Consider the following 23,237-nt stretch of genomic DNA (forward strand, 5'->3'; position numbering starts at 1 on the left):
TCCCCCGCAACCTATGTATCCCTTTTTATCATTCCGTAAAGCACAGTATTTATTTCTGTCGGCCATTTTGTGTCTGGCTGCCTGTAAACGTCATGCACATGTTACCGAAGTAACAGTGAGCGCGGTAGAACTCAATCCGAAATCCACACAACATGATTCGGCCACGCATGTAATTATTGCGCCGTACAAAATGAAGCTGGATGCCGAGATGAATGCCGTAGTGGCGCATACAGCACAAGCCATGCCTAAGGAAAAAGATAAACCTGAAACATTGCTTGGCAATTTTGTGGCTGATGTGGTGCTTGAGAAAGCACGTGCCAACGATCCTCAGCGTGCCGCAGCACAAGTGGATATGTGTTTACTCAACAACGGAGGCTTGCGCAGTTCGCTGCCTATGGGTAATGTAACACGCGGCGATATTTTCAGTCTGATGCCGTTCGATAATGAAATTGTAATTGTTACCATTACCGGCGCAAAGATGGAAGAGCTGCTGAAATTTCTGGCGGCATCGGGCGGACTGCCTGCTGCGGGAATAAAAATGGGCATCCGGGCCGACCGTACGCCGGGCAAAGTGCTCATAAACGGAAAGCCGCTCGAACTCAGCCGCAACTATCGTATTGCCACATCCGATTACCTTTCGGCTGGCGGCGATAAAATGTCGTTTTTCGCTTCGCCGGTAAAAATTGAAAGCACGGCCCTTAAAATCCGGGATGCGCTGCTTGAACATTGCCGCGAAACCACCTTAAAGAATCAGCCAATCGGTTCGCCGCTTGATGGGAGGCTTTATTATGAATAACACCTCACGCCGCGATTTTCTTCGCCTGATGGCCTCGCTGGCGGCAGGCACCACACTGAGCAGTTTCGGAAAAGCAGGAAACGACAACGTGCGTATTGTGATCCTGCACACGAATGATGTACACAGCCACCTCGATCCGTTTCCCGCCAATGATCCGAAATATGCCGGACTCGGTGGTGTGGAGCGCCGCGCCGCATTGATACGAAAAATACGTGCGCAGGAAGAAAATGTATTGCTGCTTGATGCCGGCGATATGTTTCAGGGCACACCGTATTTTAATTTGTACAACGGTGAACCCGAAATCAAGCTCATGAGCAGCATGGGCTATGATGCCGCAGCCATCGGCAACCACGATTTTGATGCCGGACTTGATAATCTTTCCGATCAACTCAAACACGCCACATTCCCGCTGCTTTGTGCGAATTATGATTTTTCAGGTACGCCCATGGAAGGAAAAACAATGCCGTGGAAAATTTTCGATAAAAGCGGCGTGAAAATCGGTGTATTTGGATTAGGAATTGAACTTGATGGTTTGGTTGACAAGCGGCTTTATGGAAAAACCGTTTATCAGAACCCAATAGTAAAAGCAGCTGAAATGGTGCATACACTGCGCGATGAAAAAAAATGCGATATCGTTGTTTGTTTGTCACATCTCGGCTATAAATACGAAAACGATAAGGTAAGTGATGTGGTACTTGCCAAAGAATCACGCGGTATTGACATCATCATTGGCGGACATACACATACCTTCCTCGAAAAACCGGTTATACTAAAAAACCGCGAGAATAAAAATGTTTATGTGACACAAGTTGGATGGGCTGGCATTCGTTTGGGTAAGATAACAATCATTACGGATAAAAAGTCAAAAAAAATGGCTCTGAATGGCATATCTGTTGAAGTTGGGAAAATGTCAAGTGTTTGACGAAAATTTTCTGAAAATAAATTGTTCAAAAAATTGTTGCACACGTCAGCGAAATGATAATTTCGTGACATCGTAAAACGATCACCGATTAATCACACACACACCATATAGAATTGCAGGAGTACTTTAGAATGGAGAAAACGCACGACAACGTCTGGGAAAATTGCCTTCACATCATCAGGGATAATGTTAGCTCCCAAAGTTTCAAAACCTGGTTTGAACCCATCAAGCCGCTGAAACTTCAGGACAGCATCTTAACGATACAGGTACCCAGTCAGTTTTTTTACGAATGGCTTGAAGAGCATTACATCACCCTGCTCAAAAAAACCATCAAGAAGGAACTCGGCCCCGAAGGAAAACTGGAATACTCCATTATTATGGAGAACAGTTTCAACAGTACGAAACCTTATACTGTAAAAATTCCGACCTCCAATCGTAAGGACGTGAAAAACCCTTCGGTTGCCATGCCTATCGATCTTAACAAAAGCACGATACGCAATCCCTTCATAATTCCCGGCCTGAAAAAGGTAAACGTAGAATCGCAGCTAAACCCGAATTACTCGTTCGAGAATTTTGTGGAAGGTGATTGTAACCGTTTGGCACGCTCTGCCGGTTTTGCCGTTTCGCAGAAACCCGGTGGTACTGCTTTCAACCCGCTCCTTATTTATGGCGGTGTGGGTTTGGGTAAAACACACCTTGCACATGCCATTGGTTTGCAGATTAAAAATCTGCATCCCGGCAAAACCGTACTTTATGTTTCTTCCGAGAAATTCACCCATCAGTTTATTGATGCGGTAAAAAATAACAATCAGAACGATTTTGTGCATTTCTATCAAATGATTGATGTGCTCATTATCGACGATGTGCAGTTCTTTGCGGGTAAAGACAAAACGCAGGATGTGTTTTTCCACATCTTCAACCACCTGCATCAAACAGGTAAGCAGCTTGTGCTCACGGCCGATAAGCCTCCTGTAGAAATGCAGGGCATGGAGCAGCGTCTGCTTTCACGCTTCAAGTGGGGCCTTTCGGCTGATCTTCAGGTGCCTGGTCTCGAAACACGCATCGCTATTCTCGAAAAGAAATTGTATATCGACGGTATCGAACTTCCGCGCGAAGTAATTGAATACCTCGCCTACAGCATTACCACCAACATCCGCGAACTCGAAGGCGCATATATTTCTCTGCTTGCCCAGGCATCGCTCAATAAAAAAGCGATCACCCTCGAACTGGCAAAGAACATGATCGACAAGTTCGTGAAGAACACGGCTCGCGAAGTTTCCATCGACTACATCCAGAAAGTAGTGTGTGATTACTTCGACCTGCCGATTGAACTGCTCAAGTCGAAAACCCGCAAACGCGAGGTTGTGCAGGCCCGTCAAATAGCCATGTTCTTTGCCAAGAACATGACTAAATCATCGCTGGCTACCATTGGTATGCACTGTGGCGGGAAAGACCACGCCACCGTATTGCACGCCTGCCGCACGGTAAACAACCTGATGGATACCGACAAACGTTTCCGTGCTTACATTGAAGAGCTTGAAAAGAAGCTCAGTATTCAGTAAGCAATAAGCATAAGCAGAAAAGCGAAACTCAAAGGGGTTTCGCTTTTTTGTTGGCCAAACTTTTTTATGCGGCGTTGAGAATGTGCGGAAATCGCTCAAGCAGTTTTTGCAAACCGCGCCCCTTCACAAAATCGTCGCACCATTGCCGGGCCTGATCGGAAGAGAAATTGATGAAGCCGGCCTGCTCAAGCCGGTCGAGCCTGAGCTTTTCACGCACAGAAAGATGCCCGTCGATAATCATGCCGAGCACGATTACAAGCAGACAAAGCTCCTGCACACTTTCGGGTGCCTGTTTGAAACGCGAAACGTATTCTTTATCAAGCACATGTTTGCTGCGGCGTTCAATGCCGTAGCGGTTGAGAATAAGTGCTGCAAGACGCGAATGGTTGCTGTGGTAATCGCGTTTGCTGATGGCCACAAACTGCAAGGCATCGTACACGAGCGAGTGATATAACGGATCAACCTGCCCTTGCAATTTTGCAGCAAGTGTGTTGAGCAGGTGTTCGCCCATAATTACCACCCGGGCTTCACGCAGCACACGGCGGCTGGCCCAGGCATTCCAGAAAGCAAAAATGGGAATGCCCAGCAAATCAAGCACGGCACGCATTACATAGCGGCCAAACAAACGCCGCACCAGTAGTTTAATTAGCAGGTTGCTTAGTGTGGCCTTGAGCGTAAACACCACATTGCGCAAAAATACGGCCCCGCGCGAAAGCCCCTGAAACGGGTCGAGCCCGTATAAACTCAGGCTTTTGTCTTTCTTCTCCATGCCAATACGCACAAGTTCATTCAGTGAATGTGCCTGTTTACTTTGCGCATCAGTAAACAAACCGGTGCGCACGGCAATTTCGTGTGCGCAGTACAGATGCAACGCCGTAAGTATCAGAATTTCCACATACACCAGCACAATGCCATACACCAACGAGGGAATAGAAAGTGCAAACGAAAAATCTGCAAACGGAAGTGTATAGGTTTTCTCGGCAAACCACGCAGGCAGCGCATATTGCGGAATATACAGCACCAGCACCATCACGGCGCCGGTAAGTGCGGAAATCCACAAGGTAATGCGTTCGAGTTTGTGCAGCGATTCCTGTTCTTCTTCCGATAGCAAAAAGAGCTGCTGGTCGGTAGCAGTGCGCTTTACCGCCAAACGTTTCATCCAGAATGTAAAGAGTTGCTGCATGGCAATTCCCGCAATCAGAAACGGTCTTTTACTTCTTCGCGAAACTGAATACGATATAAGGTGCCTTGTGTATTGAGCATTTCCACCGAGCCGCTAAGTTGTTCGCTGAGCATTACGATAAGTTGCAGGCCCAGCGTAGAGGCTTTGGCAAGATCAAAACTGGCCGGTAAGCCAATGCCGTTATCTCCGGCTTCGAGTAAATATTCGTTTTCGCCCGTTTTCTGAAGCTTCACCATTATTGTGCCTTCGGCCAGTCCGCGGAAGGCATATTTCATGGCATTGGAAATAATCTCGTTCAGAATAAGCCCGAGCGGAACGATGGTATCAATACGGAACGGCAGATTTTCGACATCGGTTTTCAGGTGAATCGTTTTGTCGGTATCATACGCATCCACCAGCGAGTGCATGAGTTCATCGATATAGCTGTTGATATCAATGTTGACCAGATTATGACTCTGGTACATTTTTTCGTGAATGAGCGCCATTGAATTCACACGGTGGCGACAGTCTTCAAACAACGTAAGCACACGCTCATCGGTAATTCCATCGGCCTGGAGGTTGAGCAGGCTGGAAATTACCTGCAGGTTGTTTTTTACGCGGTGATGAATCTCTTTGAGCATCACCGATTTTTCTTCGTTTTGCCGGCTTATTTCCTGCGTACGTTCCTTAATCTGAAGTTCCAGAATTTCGCGCTGCCGGCGAATGAGTCTCGCCCTTACTACAAACAAATAATAAAGCACGGCAACCAGTATGCAAAAAAGCAGCGAAAAGAACCACCAGCTTCGCCAGAATGGCGGTGGAGGCGGTAAAATAGTAATCAGGGCCGAGCCGGCCGGAGCAGGATTCCAGATATTATCGGCATTGCCCGCTTTTACAAAAAAACGGTATTCGCCCGGAGGCAGGTTGCTGTAGGTGATCTGACTTATTTCAGTAACCGGCTGCCACGCAGAATCGAAGCCCGAAAGCATAAACGCATAACGTATGTTTTGCGGATTGTGAAGCTGCAGCGAAGTAAAATAAAACGTAAGGTGGTTTTTGTCTGATGGCAGTGTAATCTTCTCCGGCAGGTTAAACCAGTCGAATACGCCTTTACCATACAAGATCCAGTCGGTTTTTTCAAGAAACAGCCGGATATCGGTGATAAACACACTCGATGTCAGTTTCACCAGCTTTTCCGAGGCCGGCGAATAATTAATGACCCCTTTAATTGTACCAAACCACAACGACCCGTTATGGTCTTTCAAAACGGCACGCGAGTTACACTCAATGCCGCGAAATCCGTTTTTAAGGGTGTAATGATACACCGACTTCACCTTATTTTGTGGGTCGAGCTGCACCCTGTCCACGCCTTTATTAGTGCCCACCCAGAGTCGTCCCTGATTATCGAACTCAATAAAATAAGTGGTATTAGAAATCAGTCCGTCATCCTCAGAAATGTTATGAAAGCGTTTGCCATCGAACCATGATACGCAACGGTCCGTGTGCATCCAGATATTTCCTTGCTGATCTTCGCGCAGCGAGCCTACATAACTATTGCAAAGCCCGAAGTTTTCGCTGAATGTTTGAAACGATTTTCCGTCATAACCGCACAATCCGGCACCGGTACCGAACCACATTTTTCCTTTACGGTCTTCGAGTATTGCGTGGATATAATTTTGCGGTAATTGATTTTTCCCTTCGGTAAACTGTAGCATATTTTTCCCGTCGTAGCAAAACAGTCCATCGCCCCAGGTGCCCACCCATAAATTGCCCTTGCTGTCGTAATACAACGCACGCACATGTTTTCCGGGTAAAATTGTTTCAACAACCCTGTCGTTTACAAGCCGGCTTGCGCCTGTCCGGTGTCCCACCCAGAGGTGATTGTTTTTGTCTTCCACAATGGCTACCGGCTGAACAAATTTGGAATTGTTCTGAAGTATGGCTTTGGTTTTTCCGTTTTCCATACAAAACAACCCTTGCGAATAGGAACAGGTAAGTATGCGCTGCCTGCTGTCTTCAAATATCCTGAATATATCAGAAGCACTTAAACCGGGCTTATCAGGGTAGTATGTAAAAGTTTCACTGCGCCAGCGAATAAGTCCGAAACCATTACTGCCAATCCAGATATGCCCTGTATGATCCTGATACACGCAATGAATTCCGCCTGTAACCAGTCCGTTGGTTTCATTATACAGTCTATAGTTGTCGTCATTCTGATTGAGTACAAACAAATTTCCATCGCGCGTGGTGATCAATGTTTTTTTCTCGGAGCTGAACAGGATATCGGTTACATTTTTTCCGCTGAACAGTTCGGTTTCGTGATTTTCAATAAACTTTGCAGCAGAAATATTGTAAATCAGCAATCCCTTTTCCGCGCCAATGTAAAGCAGTCCTGCTTTATTAAAGCGAATCCGGTTAAGCGCGCCATACGAACGAGAAACCGGAAGAGGCACGTTATTTAGCTTTCCGTTTGCAAAAAAAGCAAGTGAATTTCCTGAAGCAATCCAGATCGTATTGCGGTTATCGCTGCAGAGGTTGTTGATTTGCGGCAATGTGCTGACCCGCTTTTGTATTTTGGTGGTGTAGTTGTATTCGTATATCCCCCCGTCAGAAGTACCGAGGTACATTTTATCATTCACACTGAGCAGCGAAAGCACACAGTTTGAGGTAAGGCCTGAGTTTTTATTAAAAAGCTCAAACGATTTTCCGTCGTAGCGTCCGGCGCCGCCCCAGGTAGAGCCAACCCAGATATCGCCGTTAGCGGATTCGGTTATACTGCAGATGATTTGTCCGGGCAGGTTTTCCTTGAGCGAGTATTCTTTAAATGTAACTCCGTCGAATCGGTTTAATCCGCCACCGTTAGTAGCTATCCAGAGATACCCGCGAGAATCCTGAAATATATCATTAACAATGCTTTGCGCGAGTCCGTCTTCCACATTGTAGTTTACAAAATCATAGCTCTGTGCCCTGGTTTTGAAACAACCAAGCACGAGTATTGCTGCCAGAAACAAGCGCATACGTAAATAAAGCACGAAGTAAGATGGTTAAGAGTTTCTAAATGTACGAATAACGGCACGAAAAAGCATTGTATTTTTGAGCTCAGCAACAATGTGTATGAAATACAGAATTCTGATGGTTTGTTTAGGCAACATCTGCCGTTCGCCGCTGGCAGAAGGTGTGCTGCGTAAAAAGCTGGAACAGGGCGGACTGGCTGACCGGGTGGAAGTGGATTCGGCGGGTACATCCAATTACCACATTGGCGAAACGCCCGATAAACGTTCAGTTGCCAATGCGCGGCGGCACGATGTGGATATTTCCTCGCTCAGGGCAAGGCAGTTTACAGCATCCGATTTTGAGCAGTTTGACGAAATTTTTGTGATGGATGCGGAGAACCTGCGCAACGTATTAAAACTTGCACACGATGAAACACATCGCCGCAAAACAGGTTTACTGCTCAACGAACTTTCTCCCGGCAGCAACAGGGCTGTGCCGGATCCGTATTTCGGCGGCGAAGAAGGATTTGAAAATGTGTTTCAACTTGTAAACGATGCCTGCGAAGCCATCGTGAATCGTTTGCAGCAACAACTTGCCTGATGGCCGGAACGCTTTACCTTTTGCCTGTGCCGCTTGGCGACGATATTTTGCCGGAAACCGTGCTTTCGCCGCAGGCCATTGCCGTAATGCGCCGGCTGAAAGAGTTTGTGGTTGAAAACGAGAAAGCCGCGCGGCAGGTACTCAAGCGCGCCGCCATCGAAACCCCGCAGGCCGAACTGATCCTGCATCCGATGGGCAAACACGTGGCCGAAACGGATATGCGTAATTACCTGCTCACCGCAAAGCAGGGCGGCGAAATGGGCCTGCTGTCTGATGCCGGTTGCCCCGGCGTGGCCGACCCCGGCGCGGTAATCGTGCGTATGGCACATGAGGCCGGTATAAAAGTAGTACCGCTCACCGGGCCCTCATCGCTGCTGCTCGCACTTATGGCTTCGGGCATGAACGGACAACAGTTTATGTTTCACGGCTACCTGCCCATCGACAACGGCGAGCGACGCAACGAACTCCGCCGCCTCGAAGCCGATACACAACGCCGGGGCACCACGCACCTCTTTATCGAAACACCCTTCCGAAACCAGAAACTGCTTCAGGAACTGCTGCAAACACTAAGCGGAAGCACGCGCCTTTGTGTGGCCTGTGATATTACACTTTCCACAGAGTGGATCAGAAGCTGCTCCATTGCCGAATGGAAAAAACTGCCCCCAGCTGATTTGCAGAAACGACCGGCCGTATTTGTAATCGGTAAGTAAAAATCCATAGATCTGAGGAATTGTTTTGAGGCCGGATTCGAATAGCTTTCGGCTGATGAATGATGGCCCGCAAGTTTATTCACCTGCGCTCAGTCAGCTGGCGTGGTTTGATATCCCTGCTTTTCCCAAAAAAGAAGCAAGCTTTCTTGATGTGGCCGATGTGGCGTATCACGAAAACACTATTTCTCATATCTATGTTTGGTTTCTGAATCATTCCAACAAAGCTGTTTCACAGGTATTTCGTGATACACTGCTTGAACTGATCGGGCAGAAAGGAATTACTGACTTTGAGTTTGAAGGCGATTTTTGGGCCGAACGCGAATATTATACGACAAAAGGAAACCGTATAGATATTGTAATGCAAACTACCGGAGCAAACAGCCAAACAAATATTTCTTCAGCAGATTCAGCAGCCATTGTAATTGAAAATAAAATCTTTCACTTTCTTTCAAATGATCTTCAGGATTACTTAAACGCAGTTTCTGCAAAATACAAAGCTGGCGTATTGCTTACACTTCGAAAAGAAGCCATTCCTGAGCATGTAAAAGAACATTTTGTAAATATCACACATGCCGAGTGGTGTAGTGCTATTCAGCAAAAAGGCATTCCGCATTCGCTTACACCCAAGGAATTTATTTACCTCACCGATTTTCTTTCACACATGACAGACATTGCTAATTCGCAACAATCGGAAGAAGCCCGTTTCTTTTTTGATCATTCTGAAAAAATACTCCGGGCAGTAGAGGTGCGTGACCGGGCCTGGGATTATGTAATTCAACATTTGCAACAAACTGCAAAGAGTTTATCTCTGGTATTATGGGGGAATTCCTACAACGAGAGACATTTTTGGAGCAGCAAAATAGGAAGGCCTGTTTATTATGTTATTGAACTTGATAAAATTCTGACGTCATCTCCAACTGTTCGGATAAAAATTGAAGTGTATGAAAATGCATTAAATAAGATTGATGAAATAGAAGCAATGATGAAAAATCATGATTATTTTAAATTGGACAAGATTGATGATTCAAGGAAATATAATAAATGCATAGCAGGAAAAACTTATTCAATAAATAGAGATAATTGGATTAGTCTGAATCAATTTATCTACGATATCATAGAGACAGATTTTAAAGATATTTGGGAGTTGATATTGAATATTGTAGAAGAAAAGTAGCTACATACTCACATAAACTGCGCCGGCTTGTGACTCAGCACCTGCCAGGCCGCCCGCACTTCATTGTCAAACGCTTTTTCAAGCCGTGCATCCGTGCCGCGAATCTGATCAACCACCGATAGTGCCCAGGTGATGTAGTTAAGCCGTTCGGTGGTGTGCCAGTTTTGGGGCGGGGCAAAGTGCATGTCGTGCACGTTGCATATTTTATCGCTGATGCGGATAAGCCTTGCTTCGGGCGAGAGGAGATGGGCATTTTCAACCTGCATGAGTTTACGCTCGGTTTTGCCCATGTGCTTATCATCGGTGAGTTCTTCTACAATCTGGCTGATGCGTTTGCTGTAGCGTTTTTCAATTTCGGCTGCAGTGGCGTGTGTGTCTTCAATTACATCATGCAGAACGGCAGCACAAAGCAGCTCAGTATCTTTCACATCGGCTATGTGTGCAAGATGATGCATCACTTCAAGCGGGTGATTGATGTACGGGGTTTTCCCGTCTTTACGGTACTGGCCGTTGTGGCATACCGCGGCAAACAAAATAGCATCAGATATTAATTTCATCAGCGCAGAATTACTTCATCAATTACTTCCGAGCCGGCAGCCTCATTCATCATCTGAATTATTTTGCTTTTGCCGTAACTGAGTTCCTGCCGCAGTGCCGCCGAGGTAATTTCCACGTAAAGCGTACGGTTGTTTATGGAGATATGCCGTGTATAGCGTGCAATAGCCGGCCCCATGAGCTTTTCCCAGGCCTGTATCGCTTTAAACTCATCGAGTTTGGTGTTAAGCCGGTAGGTTTCGAGAAGCTCATTGATGGCTTCGCGCAGCGTGTATTCGTTACTTTTCTTTACCGGTCCGTTCATCAGCGTACCATTAATGATTGAGCCGAACGGCCTTTGTCGGTAAGCAGTACAAGCTGGTATGCGCCCGGAGCCAGTGCCGCAGTATCGGTGAAATAATTTCGTTCACCCTGCACAAAGCTGCCACTGTGAATAACCTGTACTGTACGGCCGGTCATGTCGGTAAGCAACAACTCGCCCTGTGCAGCTTCAGGCATGGTCAGCGGAATGCAGGTGAGGCCGTGCGAGGGATTGGGGTAAGCAGCTCCGAAGGCCATAGCCGGAGTTTGTGCGGCTGATAAAGGCCCGGTTACTTTAAACTTCCACCAGCCTGCAGGGGCGGGCATGGGGCGCACCTGCGTTTTGCCGGATACTGCCGTGGCTTCGATGTAATAATAGATTGTAGTGCCGGCCGGCTGTGCCGGAATAAATCCGGTAAAACCATTGGGCTGCGCATTCGTATTCAGCGTTGCTGTTTGCCAGGCCTGGGCGGTGTCGGTTGTCCAATAAAGTGTGGCGGTTTGTATGCCGCTCCGGTGGCGGATAAGCGCATCTACCTGATACGGTGTGGTGGTGTTGGTGGTGTTGGGCAATGCCTGATGACGAATAACAAGCGGATCGTTTACCCCAACACTGTGTGTGATGCAATGAATGGCTCCGCTGGCCTGAATAATCGAATTGCAGTTTACCGGCACAATGTTGTAGCCCGGCAACGCTTCCTGCCAGATGCGGATGGCCGTTGTATCATATTGCTGGTAGTAAGTAGGCAGAATAACAGTTTTGTTTACGAATACGGCATTGGTGTAAGTGGTATAATCGCCATTCTGATCGGGGTAATCGCCCCACTGGTCGGGCGGCATCGGAATGCGTACTACTTTATAGGGTGTACCATAAACCGAGGTGAAATTGGAAAGGACATACTGCAGATTGGCTTCAATTTGCGGCCCGTCGGCCACACCTACCGGATATTGACCGATGAGCAGCGTTTCCTCATCAAGCAGTTTCATGTGCATATCAATATGGTGAATCCCGTCGTAGGGAAGCACCTGCATTTTGATATATGTATCAATACCCATGAAATGCTTCATAATTGTATCAATCTGCGCCGGAGTGAGCAGCGGATTTTCGTCAATTACTAGGTTTGATGAAAATGCGGTGCCAAATCCGTCAGACATAAAATTGCCGCCGGTGTGGATGAGATTCCACGGAGCAGTGGTGGTTTCGTAAATGGGAATGCCGAGTGTGCGGGCCAACACCGAAGGGATGGTATCGTCTTTGGGGCGGGGGCGGTTGTAAATCCAGTCAACCAGCGCCAGCGAGTCGTCGCCAGCGGTATAAATTGTATTTTGCCCGTAATCGCGGAACCACACCGAATTGTAAGGGGCAATAATGTAATGGATGTTGGAAAGGGGGATACTGTTGCTGGTAAGGTAATTTTTTACCACCACCGAATCACTGCAAACAATATACACCTGCGTTTCGAGCCGTGCAGCCCTTACAATTTCACGCAGGGTTGACTGGTAGCTGGTCCAGGTAATGGTAAGTGCCTGAATTTCTTCCCATTCAGCCATTGTTCGGACTTCGGAGCCGTTTGGAGGCGTTGTAATACCGGCAGCACGAACCTGTTGCAGATAGGCGGGCATGGCCTGTTGTTCGCCGGGGGCAAATGAAGCGGGCAGGGGAGCCTGAGCCTGAGCAAGCTGGAATAAAAAAGAGGCCAGAATGGCCAGAACCGGGTAATTTTTACGCATCAGATAAAGCATTAAGCCTTAAAGTTAGCAGAAATTTATGGCTTAATTGTGACCTCTGTATCTTTTTAACCCGTTCGCGTTATGTTCAAGGCAAACACAAGTACGCTGTTTGATCGCTCAAACAGTTGTTCAGGTGATAAAAATTAGTAATTTTATTCCCGGCAGACTAAACGCAACCTAATGAAACGACTCCTTACTTTACTGGTCCCCGCCACGATCTGGTGCCTTACGGCTAACGCTCAGCAGCCCGTTCACCAGCACAATCATGGCGATCATGCCGGACACGGTCATTCTCACACCGTTTCCGTTTCTCCCTCCTCAACCACTGACTCACTTGCTGGATTTAATGCCGACAGTGTACTGTTCCGGGCACACCAGGTAAATCTTTCGCCTGCCGAAACACAAACATATCTCGCAATTTCAAAACGCCGCTACATTGCCAAGAAGTACGGTCTGCCCGGTACCAATGGCATGCGTGTAACCAGTTTTCCGGTTACTACTACTGCGGTTGCGCCCTGCACCAATCCCGGCTTTGAAACCGGCGATTTTACAGGCTGGAGCGGAACCATCGGCGATAACGACGTAATTTCGGGAGGCCCGTTGAGCAACATTCAGGTTGGTTTTTTCTCTACCACCAACGATGCTGCGATTTCTGATTGTGCGGCCCGCCATACCATTATGACATCAGCTGCCGCGCAGCTTGATCCCTGCGGCGGTTTCCCAACCGTTCCGCCCACCGGAGGCCAGTATGCTGTGCGTATGGGCAACAACTGCGCCAGCTACATGGGTGAAACCATGGAGCAAACCTTTACCGTTGACCCGCTCACCACCAGTTTTACCTACCGCTATGCCGTAGTACTGAACGACGGTGGTCACCTTGCTTCCGAGCAGCCCTATTTTAAAATCGAAGTGCTTGATTCAACCGGTGCTCCGATTGGTGCCTGCCTCCAGTATTACGAAAATGCCGGTGGTTCAATCCCCGGTTATCAGCAGTGTCCCACCGATCCGTTCACTTCATTCAAGCCGTGGACAACCATTACCTATGATCTTACCACATTTGTGGGACAGAACGTAACCGTGCGTTTTACCGTGGCTGGCTGTATTTATGGCGGTCACTTTGGTTATGCCTACGTGGAAACTTCCTGCGGCAATATTGACGATGCCATTTCGGCCCGTTTCTGCCCTGGCAACACCGGTGCTTTCCTTGTGGCTAGCCCCGGCTTCAACTCTTACCAGTGGATTGATCCCAACGGAAACAATATTCCCGGTGCCACCAACGATACCTTGTTTGTGCCCAACGTTACCGCCGGCGATACATTTGAAGTGGTAATGCAGGCAGTGAACGATACAAACTGCATCACCCGCCTCAAAGTGGTAATTGAACTCACCGAACTTCAAACCCTTTCTACCGGAAATGATCCCGACTGTTATAACTATACCAACGGTTCGGTAGCGGCAAACTGTTTAACCTGTATCAACCCGGTAACCTATACCTGGAATACAACACCCGTGCAAACCGGACAGATTGTGAATGGCCTGCCCGCCGGCGTGTATATTGTAAACATTATCGATTCGCTGGGGTGTACCAAGAATGATACGGTAACACTTATTAATCCGCCACCAGTGGATACGGCTGCCATTACCACGCAGTTCTGTTTCGGCGATGATCAGATTACGCTTATTGCCCTTCCCGGCCAACCCGGCTATCAGTGGTATGATCCCAACGGAGCAGCTATTCCCGGAGCTACCACCCAAACGCTCGTGATTCCGAACCCGCAACTCGGCCAGCAGTATTCGGTAATCTATTCTACCGTGCCCTGTCCCATTAAAGACTCCATCATTCTTACCTATGTGCCTCCTGTAAATATCTTCTCACCCGATTCGATGGTGAACGTATTTACACCCAACGGCGACGGCAGAAATGATTTCTTCTATCCCTATTTTGATGCCTCTATTGCAAACCAGACTCAGGCACCCAACATGCCCGCCTACGACTTTGCCAGTCTTTACGTTGGCTCATTCGAAATGTGGGTTTACAACCGCTGGGGACAGGAAGTATTTTATACCAACGACTATACCGTGGGCTGGAACGGACAGGTTAATTCGTCTGATGCCAATGAAGGGGTGTACTATTTTGTGACCAAATACAAATCGCGTTGTTTCCCCGAAATGGAATCAATTACAAACAGCGGTTATGTACATCTGCTCAAAAACTAATTAGCCAATTTTTCAAAAAATCCCGGCGATGTGCCGGGATTTTTTGTTTTTATTTTTGCGCATGAGCCGTTTTTTCACTGCTGCATTCCTCTTTATTCTGCTCACAGCACTTAAAGCCGATAAATGCCCGTCATTACTTTATGATGGCATTTATACATTTAAGGTAGATGCAGAAAGCTCGGCCATTATTCGTTTTTATCCCGACAGGGTGGTGCTTGTATCGACATCGGTAAACAACTATGCTGATGTGATGACCTGGTTTAATCGTGAACCGGAAAATTTTTCGCGTGTGCTTACGGGGAAATATAAATTGGGGAACGAGTGCAAACTTAGTTTTAAGGTAAAGGGCGAAACCGGTGAGCAGATATACAATGGGCAGATTGAAAATGACTCGTTGATAAGCTTTCAGATCTTCAATCCGGCTACGAAGGCAAAGACTATTCGCAGCTATAAATTTGTGAAGCCCTGAATTTTTTTGAGCTTAAAGTTAGATTTGTCTAACTAATGTGAGAGATTTGTATAACTTTGTAGGGAATTCAAAATAAATTCACATTGAGCAAGCAGCCCGCACCTTCACTTCAGGAAGTAAACAGCAGTGTACCTACGCATCAAACAGGAGGATTCTGGAAAAGGTTGATGGCTTTTATCGGTCCGGCCTATCTGGTTAGTGTAGGCTATATGGATCCGGGCAACTGGGCCACGGATATTGCGGGTGGCAGCCGGTTTGGCTACGGGCTTATCTGGGTGTTGCTGCTTTCTAATCTGATGGCTCTGCTGTTGCAGAGTCTGAGTGCGCGTTTAGGACTTGTGGCGGGGCTTGATCTTGCGCAGGCATCGCGGGCTGCCTATCCGAAAATGGTAAACCGCGCGCTTTGGTTTCTGGCGGAGGTGGCTATAGCAGCTACCGATCTGGCCGAAGTAATTGGCATGGCCATCGGGCTGAAACTGCTTTTTGGTTTACCGCTGCTGGCGGGTGTGATCATCACCGTGCTTGATACCTTTTTGCTGCTTGCGCTTCAGCGTTTCGGCATTCGTAAAATGGAGGCTTTTATTATTGCGCTCATCGGCCTTATCGGCATGTCGTTTCTGGCCGAATTGTTTTTTGCCAAGCCTGATTTATCGCAAATTGCTTCTGGTCTTGTGCCTTCGCTTCCGGGCGACGGGGCTTTGTACATTGCCATAGGAATTATCGGAGCCACGGTAATGCCGCACAACCTTTATCTGCATTCATCGCTGGTGCAAACGCGCCGCATTGAGCGTACCCCCAAAGGCATACGCGCAGCAATCAGGTTTAATGTAATTGATTCGGCTGTGGCGCTTAACCTTGCGTTGTTTGTAAATGCGGCCATTCTTATTCTTGCCGCCGCCGCATTTTACTCAAACGATCTGAAAGACATTACCAGCATTGAAGATGCACACACCATGCTGGGCAATGTATTCGGCACGGCACTGGCACCTGCGCTTTTTGCCATTGCACTTATTGCAGCCGGACAAAGCTCTACCCTTACAGGCACACTTTCGGGGCAGATTGTGATGGAAGGCTATCTCAATCTGCGTTTGCAACCCTGGCTGCGACGGCTCATTACCCGCCTTATTGCCATCGTGCCAGCGGTAATTACATTGCTCATCGGCGGCGAGAGCCAGACCGAAAACCTGCTGGTGCTTAGTCAGGTGATACTGAGTCTGCAACTGGGCTTTGCCGTTATTCCGCTCATCCATTTTGTGAGCAGCAAAAAGATAATGGGCGAGTTTAAAGCCGGTCTCTGGCTTGTTATTCCAGCCTGGTGCTGTGCCGCTATTATTGTGGGGCTGAACGGCAAACTGGTGGTTGATACAATTTCTGAATGGCTGCACAGCAGCAATTATCCGGTGCTTGTGGCGTGTACTGCTGTTCCGCTGGCGCTGGCGGCCGGTGTGTTGCTGCTCTGGGTTACTTTCAGGCCCCTTGCCGGCCGCCAGCGCGAAAGACGAACCACGCTGCCGCACCTGCTTCCCGAAAATCTCGATCTTTCCGAGCGCCATAATTACATGCGCATTGCCGTGTGTGTGGATTTTTCCGACACCGATGCCATTGCGCTTAGTCACGCACTCCAGCAGGGCGGGCGCGAAGCCTCCTATCTGCTCATACACATTACTGAAACAGCAGGCGCCCGCGTAATGCAACAGGAAACCGCCGATTTTGAAACCACGTTTGATGAAAATGCCCTGCGCGAATACGAGGAGCGGCTCACTGCACAGGGACTCATCATTGAAACTGCGCTCGGATTTGGCAACCCCAAAGAACGCATTCCTGAAATTGTAAATAACTCCGGCTGCCAGTTGCTGGTTATGGGAGCTCACGGACATAATTGGCTCAAAGACATGCTCTTTGGCACAACTGTTGAAACCGTAAGGCATAAAGTGGAAGTGCCTGTACTTGTGGTGAAAACCCAGTAATCTAATTGTGCTAAAGCATTTAGATCGGTGTAGTTGTACCTAAATCGGCTCAGTTTAGCCATCTGATAAAAATCAGGTTAAATGCAAAAATTAGCACGATTTATGCTGTATCTTTAGCTGAGAATTGAAGTAGTTATCTACCATTTAAGTCTGCAACCATGAAAAAGCTGACTATACTTTCACTTTCCGGAATTGCCCTCTTTGCCTTAGGCTCATGTGGCAGTATGAAAATGTCTAAATCAGCCCCTGAGCGGGATGATGTATATTATTCTTTGAAAGATGCTAAGGCTGACCGTAAGGCTGCTGCAAAAGCCAAAGAAGAAGAAGAGCAGCGTTTGCGCGAAGAAGCCGAAGCCCGTGAACTGGCCGAAGCCCAGCGTGTGGCCCGCTCAAAACCCGGTTCAGATTATTACGATCAGCCATTTGAATATGACGATTATTACGATTACGAATACGCGGCCCGTTTGCGTCGTTTTGGCCCCGGTGCAGTAGGCGGATACGGTTATTATGATCCGTTTTACACCAACTCCTATTTCTATACCGGAAATCCTTACAACTACGGCACAAGCATTTACAACGGATACAGCTTCTGGGGTCCGCAATATCAAATGTATAACTATAACCCAAGTTCATTCTGGTACTGGAATCAGGGCTGGGGCTGGGGCATTGGCAGCGGACTCAACTATGTGTCGCCGGTGTATATGTATCCCGGCATGGGTTACACGCCCGGCTGGGGAAATCCTTACTGGAATAATCCCTGGGGCCCTACCTACGGCGTAGGCTGGGGTGCCGGATGGGGATCATGGTATGATCCGTGGCAAACCTGGGGCTATTACAATCCGAACTGGAATGGCTTTTGCCCCAATTACATGACCGGCATGAATGGTCAGTTTTACGATAATTTGTATTTCAACAGTTTCGACGAAAACAGCGGTTATTATGGACCGCGCCGTACAACCAGCGGTGTAGGCGGCCGTGGCGAGGCGGTGCAGAATGGTACACTTGGTGAGCGTTTCATGAATGAAATTGCTGCCGAAAACGGACAGGAGCAGATGACACGTGAAGAAGTGAACAACACGTTGCATGCACGTCCGGCTACTCAGCCTGTTTACGGTGTGAATACCAACTCATCCGCACCTGCTGCGCCGCAAGCCACAGAAGGGCGTAATACACCGGCTCCTGCCGCAGGCAGTGTAACCACACCTCCGGCACCAACTGTTGATCGTGGTACGCCGGCTGTAACCGACCGCAACACACCTTCCCCCTCCGGCAACAGCACACCTCCGCTGCCTCCGCGCCCGCGTGTGAGCGATGCTCAGCCTTCCGTGAGCCCCAATGCTACGCCTTCATCGTCATCGGGCAGCACGCCGCGCAGCAACACCAGCCGCCCGCGTGCAGAAAGCAGCAGTCCGAGTCCGAGCCCCAGTCCGTCGTTCGAAAGTTCGCCGCGCTCTTCAGGCAGCTCCTCTTCGGGTTCTTCCTCTTCGCCCCGCAGCTCAGGTTCTTCCGGATCCACCAGCCGTCCGCGATAAACGCTGTTTTCCGACCGACACACATTTTATGAGAAAACTATTGGTAGTTACACTGCTGCTCCTTACGGGCAGCAGTGTGCTTAATGCCCAGAACGAAATAGATGTGCTGCGCTATTCCTTTACCGGTTTTGGCGGCACCGCACGTTACATGGGCATGGGCGGAGCCTTTGGCGCAGTAGGCGGCGATATGTCTGTGCTTACCAGCAACCCGGCCGGTTTGGGCATATACCGCCGGAACGATTTTACATTTTCACCGTCTCTTTTTTCGCAGCGTGTAACCTCTACCTACAACGGAAGTGTTACCGATGATGTGCGCTCCAATTTACGGATTGAAAATGCCGGTATTGTGTTTGCCGGCCGCACCGAGAACACCAACGAAAAAGGCTGGCAAACACTTGCTTTTGGCATCACCTACAACCGTTATCAGTCGTTTCAGTCAAACCTGCTTATCAGTGGCAACAGCAGTACCTCGCAGCTTGATGCATGGCGAAATGAAGCACAGGGCAATGGCGTTTCCACACTGAATCCGTTTGGAAGCGGACTGGCCTGGAACGCGTTTCTGCTCGAGTATTATCCGCAGGATACGATGCGTTACTACGATACCATACCCGACGGCAATATTGTGATGCAGGAAAAGAGTGTGGAAAGCCGTGGCGGCATGAGTGATATTTCGTTTGCCCTGGCAGGCAATTACAGCGAGAAACTGTTTATTGGCGCCTCATTGAGTTTGCCTCGTGTGCGTTATCAGGAAGAAAGTTTCTATTCAGAAACAGAAGACAGTACAAACACTGCATTTCAATCGTTTGAATTTGAACAGTCGCTTTCCACACGTGGCAGTGGTTTTAACCTTCGTGTAGGTTTCATTTACCGGCCGGTTGATTTGTTCCGTTTCGGATTCAGCATTCATACCCCAAGTGTTTTGCGCCTTACGGATGAATACAGTTCACTTATCCGCTCCAAAATTGGCAATGTGCAGCGTTCTGCAAGTTCGCCCGCAGGAGAGTTTGATTATACCATACGCACACCTTTTCGTGCGCAGGCCAGCGTGGCTGTATTTCTGGGCAAGCGCGGCATAGTAAGTATGGATTACGAATACATTGATTATTCTGAAGGCCGCCTGCGTTCGGAAGACTACAACTTTACGCAGGAAAACAAAGCGGTAAGCCAGAAGTACAAAGCCACATCCAATATCCGTTTAGGGAGCGAACTGCGCTTTCCGCCGTTTCTTGTACGCGCCGGTTTTGCCTACTACGGCAATCCGTATTCCGATCGGGTAAACAACAAAACTTCGCGCACCATACTTACTGCCGGAGCCGGTTACCGCAGTACCGACGATTCATTCTATGTGGATTTTGCGCTTGTAAATATCCGCCAGAAAGAGGATTATTATTTATACGCGCCTGACCTGGCAAATGCGGTAGCAAACAAATGGTCGTCGGTTAACGGCGTGCTTACGTTTGGTTTCCGGTTCTGATATACAGCTTCCGTTTCGCACATGGCCTACATTATGGTTGATATTGAAAGTGATGGCCCGATACCCGGCGATTACTCCATGATTTCACTTGGTGCAGTGCTGGTGGATGAAACGCTTGACCACACTTTTTATGGCAAGCTGAAACCCATTTCAGATACATTCATTCCTGATGCACTTGCCGTATCCGGCCACACCCGCGAAGAAACGCTGACTTTTGATGAGCCGGCTGATGTAATGCGCGCATTTGCGGCGTGGATAAAAACGGTGTGCAGCGACAGACCGATATTTATAAGCGACAACAATGGTTTCGACTGGATGTTTGTGTGCTGGTATTTCCACCATTTCACGGGCGAAAATCCGTTTGGTTTCAGTTCGCAGAATCTGGGGAGTTTGTATAAGGGGATGGAGAAGGATATGTTTAAGAATTTCAAGCACCTGCGCAAAACCAAACACACGCACCATCCGGTTGATGATGCCCGCGGCAATGCGGAGGCGTTGCTGACGATGAAGAATACGATGGGGCTGAAGCTGAAATTGTGAAATGGCTTTTTCGATAAAGAAGAATGAAATAATCAACTACTTACCTCATGCACTTCACGGTTTTGAGGTAAAACTATTTGAATACATCGACAATCTGCACTTTACACTCGCGCCTTCGGATTGCCTCGAAAGTCCGGATGAATACATTGAGATTGTCAAGACAAAATTTCTTGATGCAGGTTGGGATGGAGATGGTGATATTAACCTTATTTGGATACCTCCCTTTGTATTAAATGGAGAGAAAACAAATTTTGATACACATGGAATGGTTGTATGGCATGTAAAGCAAACTGAAGACGGGATATCTTGGTTACTTTATCCAAAGGGTTTGTTTGAGTGGATAATTGATCCCATTCATGTGAAGTAATATGTGTAAACCTTCAAATTAAGTGCTACAAAAAAGCCGGTAGCGTAATGCGTACCGGCTTTTTGTATGAATATAAAGCGTGGCTTACTTGTTTGCAGCCGCGTTTTTAATGAGTTCTTCGATGCTGCTGTGGCCGAGGAGGAAGTCGGCGTCAACGAGGATGCGGCCGCAGTGCTCACACACGATGATTTTCTTGTGCAAACGAATATCGAGCTGGCGCTGGGGCGGAATTTTGTTGAAGCAACCACCGCAGGCGTCGCGCTGCACGGGCACCACGGCGAGGCCGTTGCGCACGTTCATACGCACACGCTTGTAGGCGTTAAGCAGACGGTCTTCGATTTTCACTTCGGCTGCAGCAGAGCGCGACATGAGTTCTTCTTCTTCCTTTCGGGTTTCAGAAACGATGTCTTCGAGCTCTTCTTTTTTGAGTTTGAGATCGGCGGCACGTTCTTCGAGTGTGGTTTGGGAAGAGGCGAGGAGGTCTTTTTTAGCCACAATCTGCGCTTCAAATTCCTTGATGCGTTTGTTGGCTAACTGTTCTTCGAGGTTCTGGAACTCGATTTCCTTGGTGAGTGCGTCGAACTCGCGGTTGTTGCGCACTTTGCCTTGCTGGGCTTCGTATTTTTTAACGGCAGCCTGTGCGTCTTTGATGGCGTTTTTCTTTTCAACGATACCATCCTGAAGGGCTTTGAGCTCTTCGTTAAGGTTGTTCAGGCGGGTTTCGAGGCCTGCAACTTCGTCTTCGAGGTCGCGCACTTCGAGCGGAAGTTCGCCGCGTACGGTGCGGATTCGGTCGATCTGAGAGTCGATCTGTTGCAGTTCGTAAAGGGCGCGGAGCTTTTCCTCTACCGGAATATCAGCGCGTTCGTCACCTTTTTTAGCTTTGATGCTCATGAATAGTAGCTTATCGGATTGGTATTAACGCCCGAAAGGCGGACTGCAAAAGTAGGAAATTTTTCGGTAATGCAGCCGGCCAAAAGTTGTTTTGTGAACTGTTCGCTTTCATAATGCCCGATATCGGCAATCATAAGCTGATTTTCGGCGTCGAAAAACTCGTGGTATTTGTAATCGGCTGTTACAAAAGCATCAGCACCGGCGGCTTTGGCCGCACCCAGTAAAAAGCCGCCTGCCCCGCCGCACACCGCTACGCGCTTTACGGGTTTTTGAATGGGTGTGAAGCGGATAACAGTGGCCTGCATGGCGGTTTTGAGGTGGGCGAGGAAGGCCTCAGGAGCCATAGCATCGGGCAGTTCGCCCACCATGCCGCTGCCGGTTTGGGCCCAGGCATTGTCGAGCGGAAGCTGGTCGTAGGCTACTTCCTCGTAAGGATGCGCAGCCAGCAGGGCTTTTACAATGCGGCCAGCGGCGTGGCGCGGGTACACCACTTCGATACGTTCTTCGGCCTCGGTATGCAGCTGGCCCGGCTGTCCGGCAAAGGGTGTGGAAGCCTCGTTGCCGCGAAACGTACCCTGCCCGGAAGTGGAAAAGCTGCAACTGTCGTAATTGCCAATGTGGCCGGCTCCGGCTGCAAAAAGTGCCTCGCGCACCTGAGCGGCCTGCGCCGTGGGGCAAAACGTAACTAATTTGGCCAGCATACCCGTTTTGGGCTGCAGCACGCGGGTGTTTTGCAAACCCAGCTGCTGTGCGATGCGCGCATTTACGCCGTTGTGCACATTATCGAGATTGGTGTGTATGGCGTATATGGCAATATCGTGTTTGATGGCCTTGATAATGGTGCGCTCCACGTAATTGCGGCCGGTAAGTTGTTTTAAACCGCCGAAAATGATGGGGTGATGTGCCACAATAAGGTTGCAGCCGGTGGAAATGGCTTCGTCAACCACGGCCTCGGTACAGTCGAGCGTACAAAGTGCGGCGGTAACCTCCATGCTGCGGTGGCCGGTAAGCAGGCGGCTGTTGTCGTAGCTTTCCTGAAAAGCGGGGGGAGCAATGCTTTCGAGGTAATCAAGCAGGTGTGCAAGTTTCATGTGTGTAAAGATAGGGAGAGGATGCGGGGTTTGGCAATTTTTTGGGGGGGGAAGGGTAGTGAATGAGCGGCACCGGACGGTATGGATAATTAGCCCGGATTGAACGGAAAGCCCGCAGCTGCTTTTTGCTCTTTACAGACAAAGGCTGCGAGGACTTGCAGTGAAAGCCGGAGCCGAACG

General features: G+C 48.6%; 20 protein-coding genes. 13 read left to right on the top strand and 7 right to left on the bottom strand.

Annotated features, from left to right (window positions below):
- Window positions 1–13: 13 nt before the first annotated feature.
- The 3 genes from IM638_11595 (at window position 14) to dnaA (ending at window position 3,280) form a co-directional block, all read left to right on the top strand.
- Window positions 14–796: a 5'-nucleotidase C-terminal domain-containing protein gene (locus tag IM638_11595; protein MCA6363671.1), complete on the top strand. Its 783-nt coding sequence runs from the start codon at window positions 14–16 to the stop codon at window positions 794–796.
- Window positions 789–1,718: a metallophosphatase gene (locus IM638_11600; protein MCA6363672.1), complete on the top strand. Its 930-nt coding sequence runs from the start codon at window positions 789–791 to the stop codon at window positions 1,716–1,718. The genes IM638_11595 and IM638_11600 overlap by 8 nt, the downstream gene beginning before the upstream one ends.
- 131 nt (window positions 1,719–1,849) lie before the next feature.
- Window positions 1,850–3,280, top strand: a complete 1,431-nt coding sequence (dnaA, locus tag IM638_11605; protein MCA6363673.1) for a chromosomal replication initiator protein DnaA — start codon at window positions 1,850–1,852, stop codon at window positions 3,278–3,280.
- Window positions 3,281–3,344: 64 nt separating this feature from the next.
- On the opposite strand, the gene IM638_11610 is transcribed toward dnaA, so the two are convergent.
- Both IM638_11610 and IM638_11615 read right to left on the bottom strand, forming a co-directional pair.
- Window positions 3,345–4,463, bottom strand: coding sequence for a hypothetical protein (locus IM638_11610; protein MCA6363674.1), 1,119 nt, complete (start codon window positions 4,461–4,463; stop codon window positions 3,345–3,347).
- A 14-nt stretch (window positions 4,464–4,477) separates the two neighbouring features.
- Window positions 4,478–7,459: a hypothetical protein gene (locus tag IM638_11615; GenBank protein ID MCA6363675.1), complete on the bottom strand. Its 2,982-nt coding sequence runs from the start codon at window positions 7,457–7,459 to the stop codon at window positions 4,478–4,480.
- 97 nt (window positions 7,460–7,556) lie between these two features.
- Here IM638_11615 and IM638_11620 point away from each other — a divergent pair, with 97 nt between their 5' ends.
- From IM638_11620 to IM638_11630, 3 genes are read left to right on the top strand one after another with little or no spacing between them, the layout of a single operon-like run.
- Window positions 7,557–8,036 (top strand): low molecular weight phosphotyrosine protein phosphatase, encoded by a 480-nt coding sequence (locus tag IM638_11620; GenBank protein MCA6363676.1) that lies wholly within the window; start codon window positions 7,557–7,559, stop codon window positions 8,034–8,036.
- A complete protein-coding gene (locus IM638_11625; GenBank protein ID MCA6363677.1) occupies window positions 8,036–8,746 on the top strand; it encodes an SAM-dependent methyltransferase in 711 nt (236 codons plus the stop codon). The genes IM638_11620 and IM638_11625 overlap by 1 nt, the downstream gene beginning before the upstream one ends.
- 55 nt (window positions 8,747–8,801) lie before the next feature.
- Complete coding sequence (locus IM638_11630) at window positions 8,802–9,920, top strand: PD-(D/E)XK nuclease family protein (protein ID MCA6363678.1); 1,119 nt, start codon at window positions 8,802–8,804, stop codon at window positions 9,918–9,920.
- An 8-nt stretch (window positions 9,921–9,928) separates the two neighbouring features.
- Here IM638_11630 and IM638_11635 read toward each other — a convergent pair whose 3' ends face one another.
- From IM638_11635 to IM638_11645, 3 genes are read right to left on the bottom strand one after another with little or no spacing between them, the layout of a single operon-like run.
- Complete coding sequence (locus IM638_11635) at window positions 9,929–10,477, bottom strand: bifunctional (p)ppGpp synthetase/guanosine-3',5'-bis(diphosphate) 3'-pyrophosphohydrolase (protein ID MCA6363679.1); 549 nt, start codon at window positions 10,475–10,477, stop codon at window positions 9,929–9,931.
- The gene (locus tag IM638_11640) at window positions 10,477–10,779 is read right to left on the bottom strand and encodes a DUF721 domain-containing protein (GenBank protein ID MCA6363680.1); all 303 of its coding nucleotides are present in this window, start codon (window positions 10,777–10,779) and stop codon (window positions 10,477–10,479) included. Before IM638_11640 ends, IM638_11635 begins: the two co-directional genes overlap by 1 nt.
- The gene (locus tag IM638_11645) at window positions 10,779–12,506 is read right to left on the bottom strand and encodes an agmatine deiminase family protein (GenBank protein MCA6363681.1); all 1,728 of its coding nucleotides are present in this window, start codon (window positions 12,504–12,506) and stop codon (window positions 10,779–10,781) included. The genes IM638_11640 and IM638_11645 overlap by 1 nt, the downstream gene beginning before the upstream one ends.
- Before the next feature lie 180 nt (window positions 12,507–12,686).
- On the opposite strand from IM638_11645, the gene IM638_11650 reads away from it, so the two are divergent.
- From IM638_11650 to IM638_11680, 7 genes are all read left to right on the top strand, one after another.
- Window positions 12,687–14,723 carry a gliding motility-associated C-terminal domain-containing protein gene (locus IM638_11650; protein ID MCA6363682.1) on the top strand — a complete coding sequence of 679 codons (2,037 nt, stop codon included), beginning with the start codon at window positions 12,687–12,689 and terminating at the stop codon, window positions 14,721–14,723.
- A gap of 61 nt (window positions 14,724–14,784) precedes the next feature.
- Complete coding sequence (locus tag IM638_11655) at window positions 14,785–15,192, top strand: hypothetical protein (protein ID MCA6363683.1); 408 nt, start codon at window positions 14,785–14,787, stop codon at window positions 15,190–15,192.
- An 83-nt stretch (window positions 15,193–15,275) separates the two neighbouring features.
- Complete coding sequence (locus IM638_11660; protein ID MCA6363684.1) at window positions 15,276–17,159, top strand: Nramp family divalent metal transporter; 1,884 nt, start codon at window positions 15,276–15,278, stop codon at window positions 17,157–17,159.
- A 158-nt stretch (window positions 17,160–17,317) separates the two neighbouring features.
- Window positions 17,318–18,691 carry a hypothetical protein gene (locus IM638_11665; GenBank protein MCA6363685.1) on the top strand — a complete coding sequence of 458 codons (1,374 nt, stop codon included), beginning with the start codon at window positions 17,318–17,320 and terminating at the stop codon, window positions 18,689–18,691.
- A 28-nt stretch (window positions 18,692–18,719) separates the two neighbouring features.
- Window positions 18,720–20,165 (top strand): outer membrane protein transport protein, encoded by a 1,446-nt coding sequence (locus tag IM638_11670; GenBank protein MCA6363686.1) that lies wholly within the window; start codon window positions 18,720–18,722, stop codon window positions 20,163–20,165.
- A gap of 21 nt (window positions 20,166–20,186) precedes the next feature.
- Complete coding sequence (locus tag IM638_11675; protein MCA6363687.1) at window positions 20,187–20,705, top strand: 3'-5' exoribonuclease; 519 nt, start codon at window positions 20,187–20,189, stop codon at window positions 20,703–20,705.
- A gap of 1 nt (window position 20,706) precedes the next feature.
- Window positions 20,707–21,072 (top strand): hypothetical protein, encoded by a 366-nt coding sequence (locus IM638_11680; protein ID MCA6363688.1) that lies wholly within the window; start codon window positions 20,707–20,709, stop codon window positions 21,070–21,072.
- Between the two features lie 84 nt (window positions 21,073–21,156).
- Here the strand turns inward: IM638_11680 and IM638_11685 are convergent, their stop codons facing one another.
- Together IM638_11685 and IM638_11690 are read right to left on the bottom strand one after the other, a co-directional pair.
- Window positions 21,157–21,966: a hypothetical protein gene (locus tag IM638_11685; GenBank protein ID MCA6363689.1), complete on the bottom strand. Its 810-nt coding sequence runs from the start codon at window positions 21,964–21,966 to the stop codon at window positions 21,157–21,159.
- Window positions 21,963–23,057, bottom strand: a complete 1,095-nt coding sequence (locus IM638_11690) for a Nif3-like dinuclear metal center hexameric protein (protein MCA6363690.1) — start codon at window positions 23,055–23,057, stop codon at window positions 21,963–21,965. The genes IM638_11685 and IM638_11690 overlap by 4 nt, the downstream gene beginning before the upstream one ends.
- Window positions 23,058–23,237: the final 180 nt, after the last annotated feature.

The organism is Bacteroidota bacterium, assembly GCA_020402865.1.
GTDB lineage: Bacteria > Bacteroidota > Bacteroidia > Palsa-965 > Palsa-965.

Excerpts from the sequence above, each read along its gene's own strand:
- IM638_11665 (MCA6363685.1), top strand. The coding sequence starts at position 17,318 with ATGAAAAAGCTGACTATACTTTCACTTTCCGGAATTGCCCTCTTTGCC.
- IM638_11685 (MCA6363689.1), bottom strand. The coding sequence starts at position 21,966 with ATGAGCATCAAAGCTAAAAAAGGTGACGAACGCGCTGATATTCCGGTA.
- IM638_11620 (MCA6363676.1), top strand. The coding sequence starts at position 7,557 with ATGAAATACAGAATTCTGATGGTTTGTTTAGGCAACATCTGCCGTTCG.
- IM638_11640 (MCA6363680.1), bottom strand. The coding sequence starts at position 10,779 with ATGAACGGACCGGTAAAGAAAAGTAACGAATACACGCTGCGCGAAGCC.
- IM638_11630 (MCA6363678.1), top strand. The coding sequence starts at position 8,802 with ATGAATGATGGCCCGCAAGTTTATTCACCTGCGCTCAGTCAGCTGGCG.
- IM638_11655 (MCA6363683.1), top strand. The coding sequence starts at position 14,785 with ATGAGCCGTTTTTTCACTGCTGCATTCCTCTTTATTCTGCTCACAGCA.
- IM638_11610 (MCA6363674.1), bottom strand. The coding sequence starts at position 4,463 with ATGCAGCAACTCTTTACATTCTGGATGAAACGTTTGGCGGTAAAGCGC.
- IM638_11650 (MCA6363682.1), top strand. The coding sequence starts at position 12,687 with ATGAAACGACTCCTTACTTTACTGGTCCCCGCCACGATCTGGTGCCTT.
- IM638_11690 (MCA6363690.1), bottom strand. The coding sequence starts at position 23,057 with ATGAAACTTGCACACCTGCTTGATTACCTCGAAAGCATTGCTCCCCCC.
- dnaA (MCA6363673.1), top strand. The coding sequence starts at position 1,850 with ATGGAGAAAACGCACGACAACGTCTGGGAAAATTGCCTTCACATCATC.
- IM638_11600 (MCA6363672.1), top strand. The coding sequence starts at position 789 with ATGAATAACACCTCACGCCGCGATTTTCTTCGCCTGATGGCCTCGCTG.
- IM638_11625 (MCA6363677.1), top strand. The coding sequence starts at position 8,036 with ATGGCCGGAACGCTTTACCTTTTGCCTGTGCCGCTTGGCGACGATATT.
- IM638_11635 (MCA6363679.1), bottom strand. The coding sequence starts at position 10,477 with ATGAAATTAATATCTGATGCTATTTTGTTTGCCGCGGTATGCCACAAC.
- IM638_11680 (MCA6363688.1), top strand. The coding sequence starts at position 20,707 with ATGGCTTTTTCGATAAAGAAGAATGAAATAATCAACTACTTACCTCAT.
- IM638_11615 (MCA6363675.1), bottom strand. The coding sequence starts at position 7,459 with ATGCGCTTGTTTCTGGCAGCAATACTCGTGCTTGGTTGTTTCAAAACC.
- IM638_11645 (MCA6363681.1), bottom strand. The coding sequence starts at position 12,506 with ATGCGTAAAAATTACCCGGTTCTGGCCATTCTGGCCTCTTTTTTATTC.
- IM638_11670 (MCA6363686.1), top strand. The coding sequence starts at position 18,720 with ATGAGAAAACTATTGGTAGTTACACTGCTGCTCCTTACGGGCAGCAGT.
- IM638_11675 (MCA6363687.1), top strand. The coding sequence starts at position 20,187 with ATGGCCTACATTATGGTTGATATTGAAAGTGATGGCCCGATACCCGGC.
- IM638_11595 (MCA6363671.1), top strand. The coding sequence starts at position 14 with ATGTATCCCTTTTTATCATTCCGTAAAGCACAGTATTTATTTCTGTCG.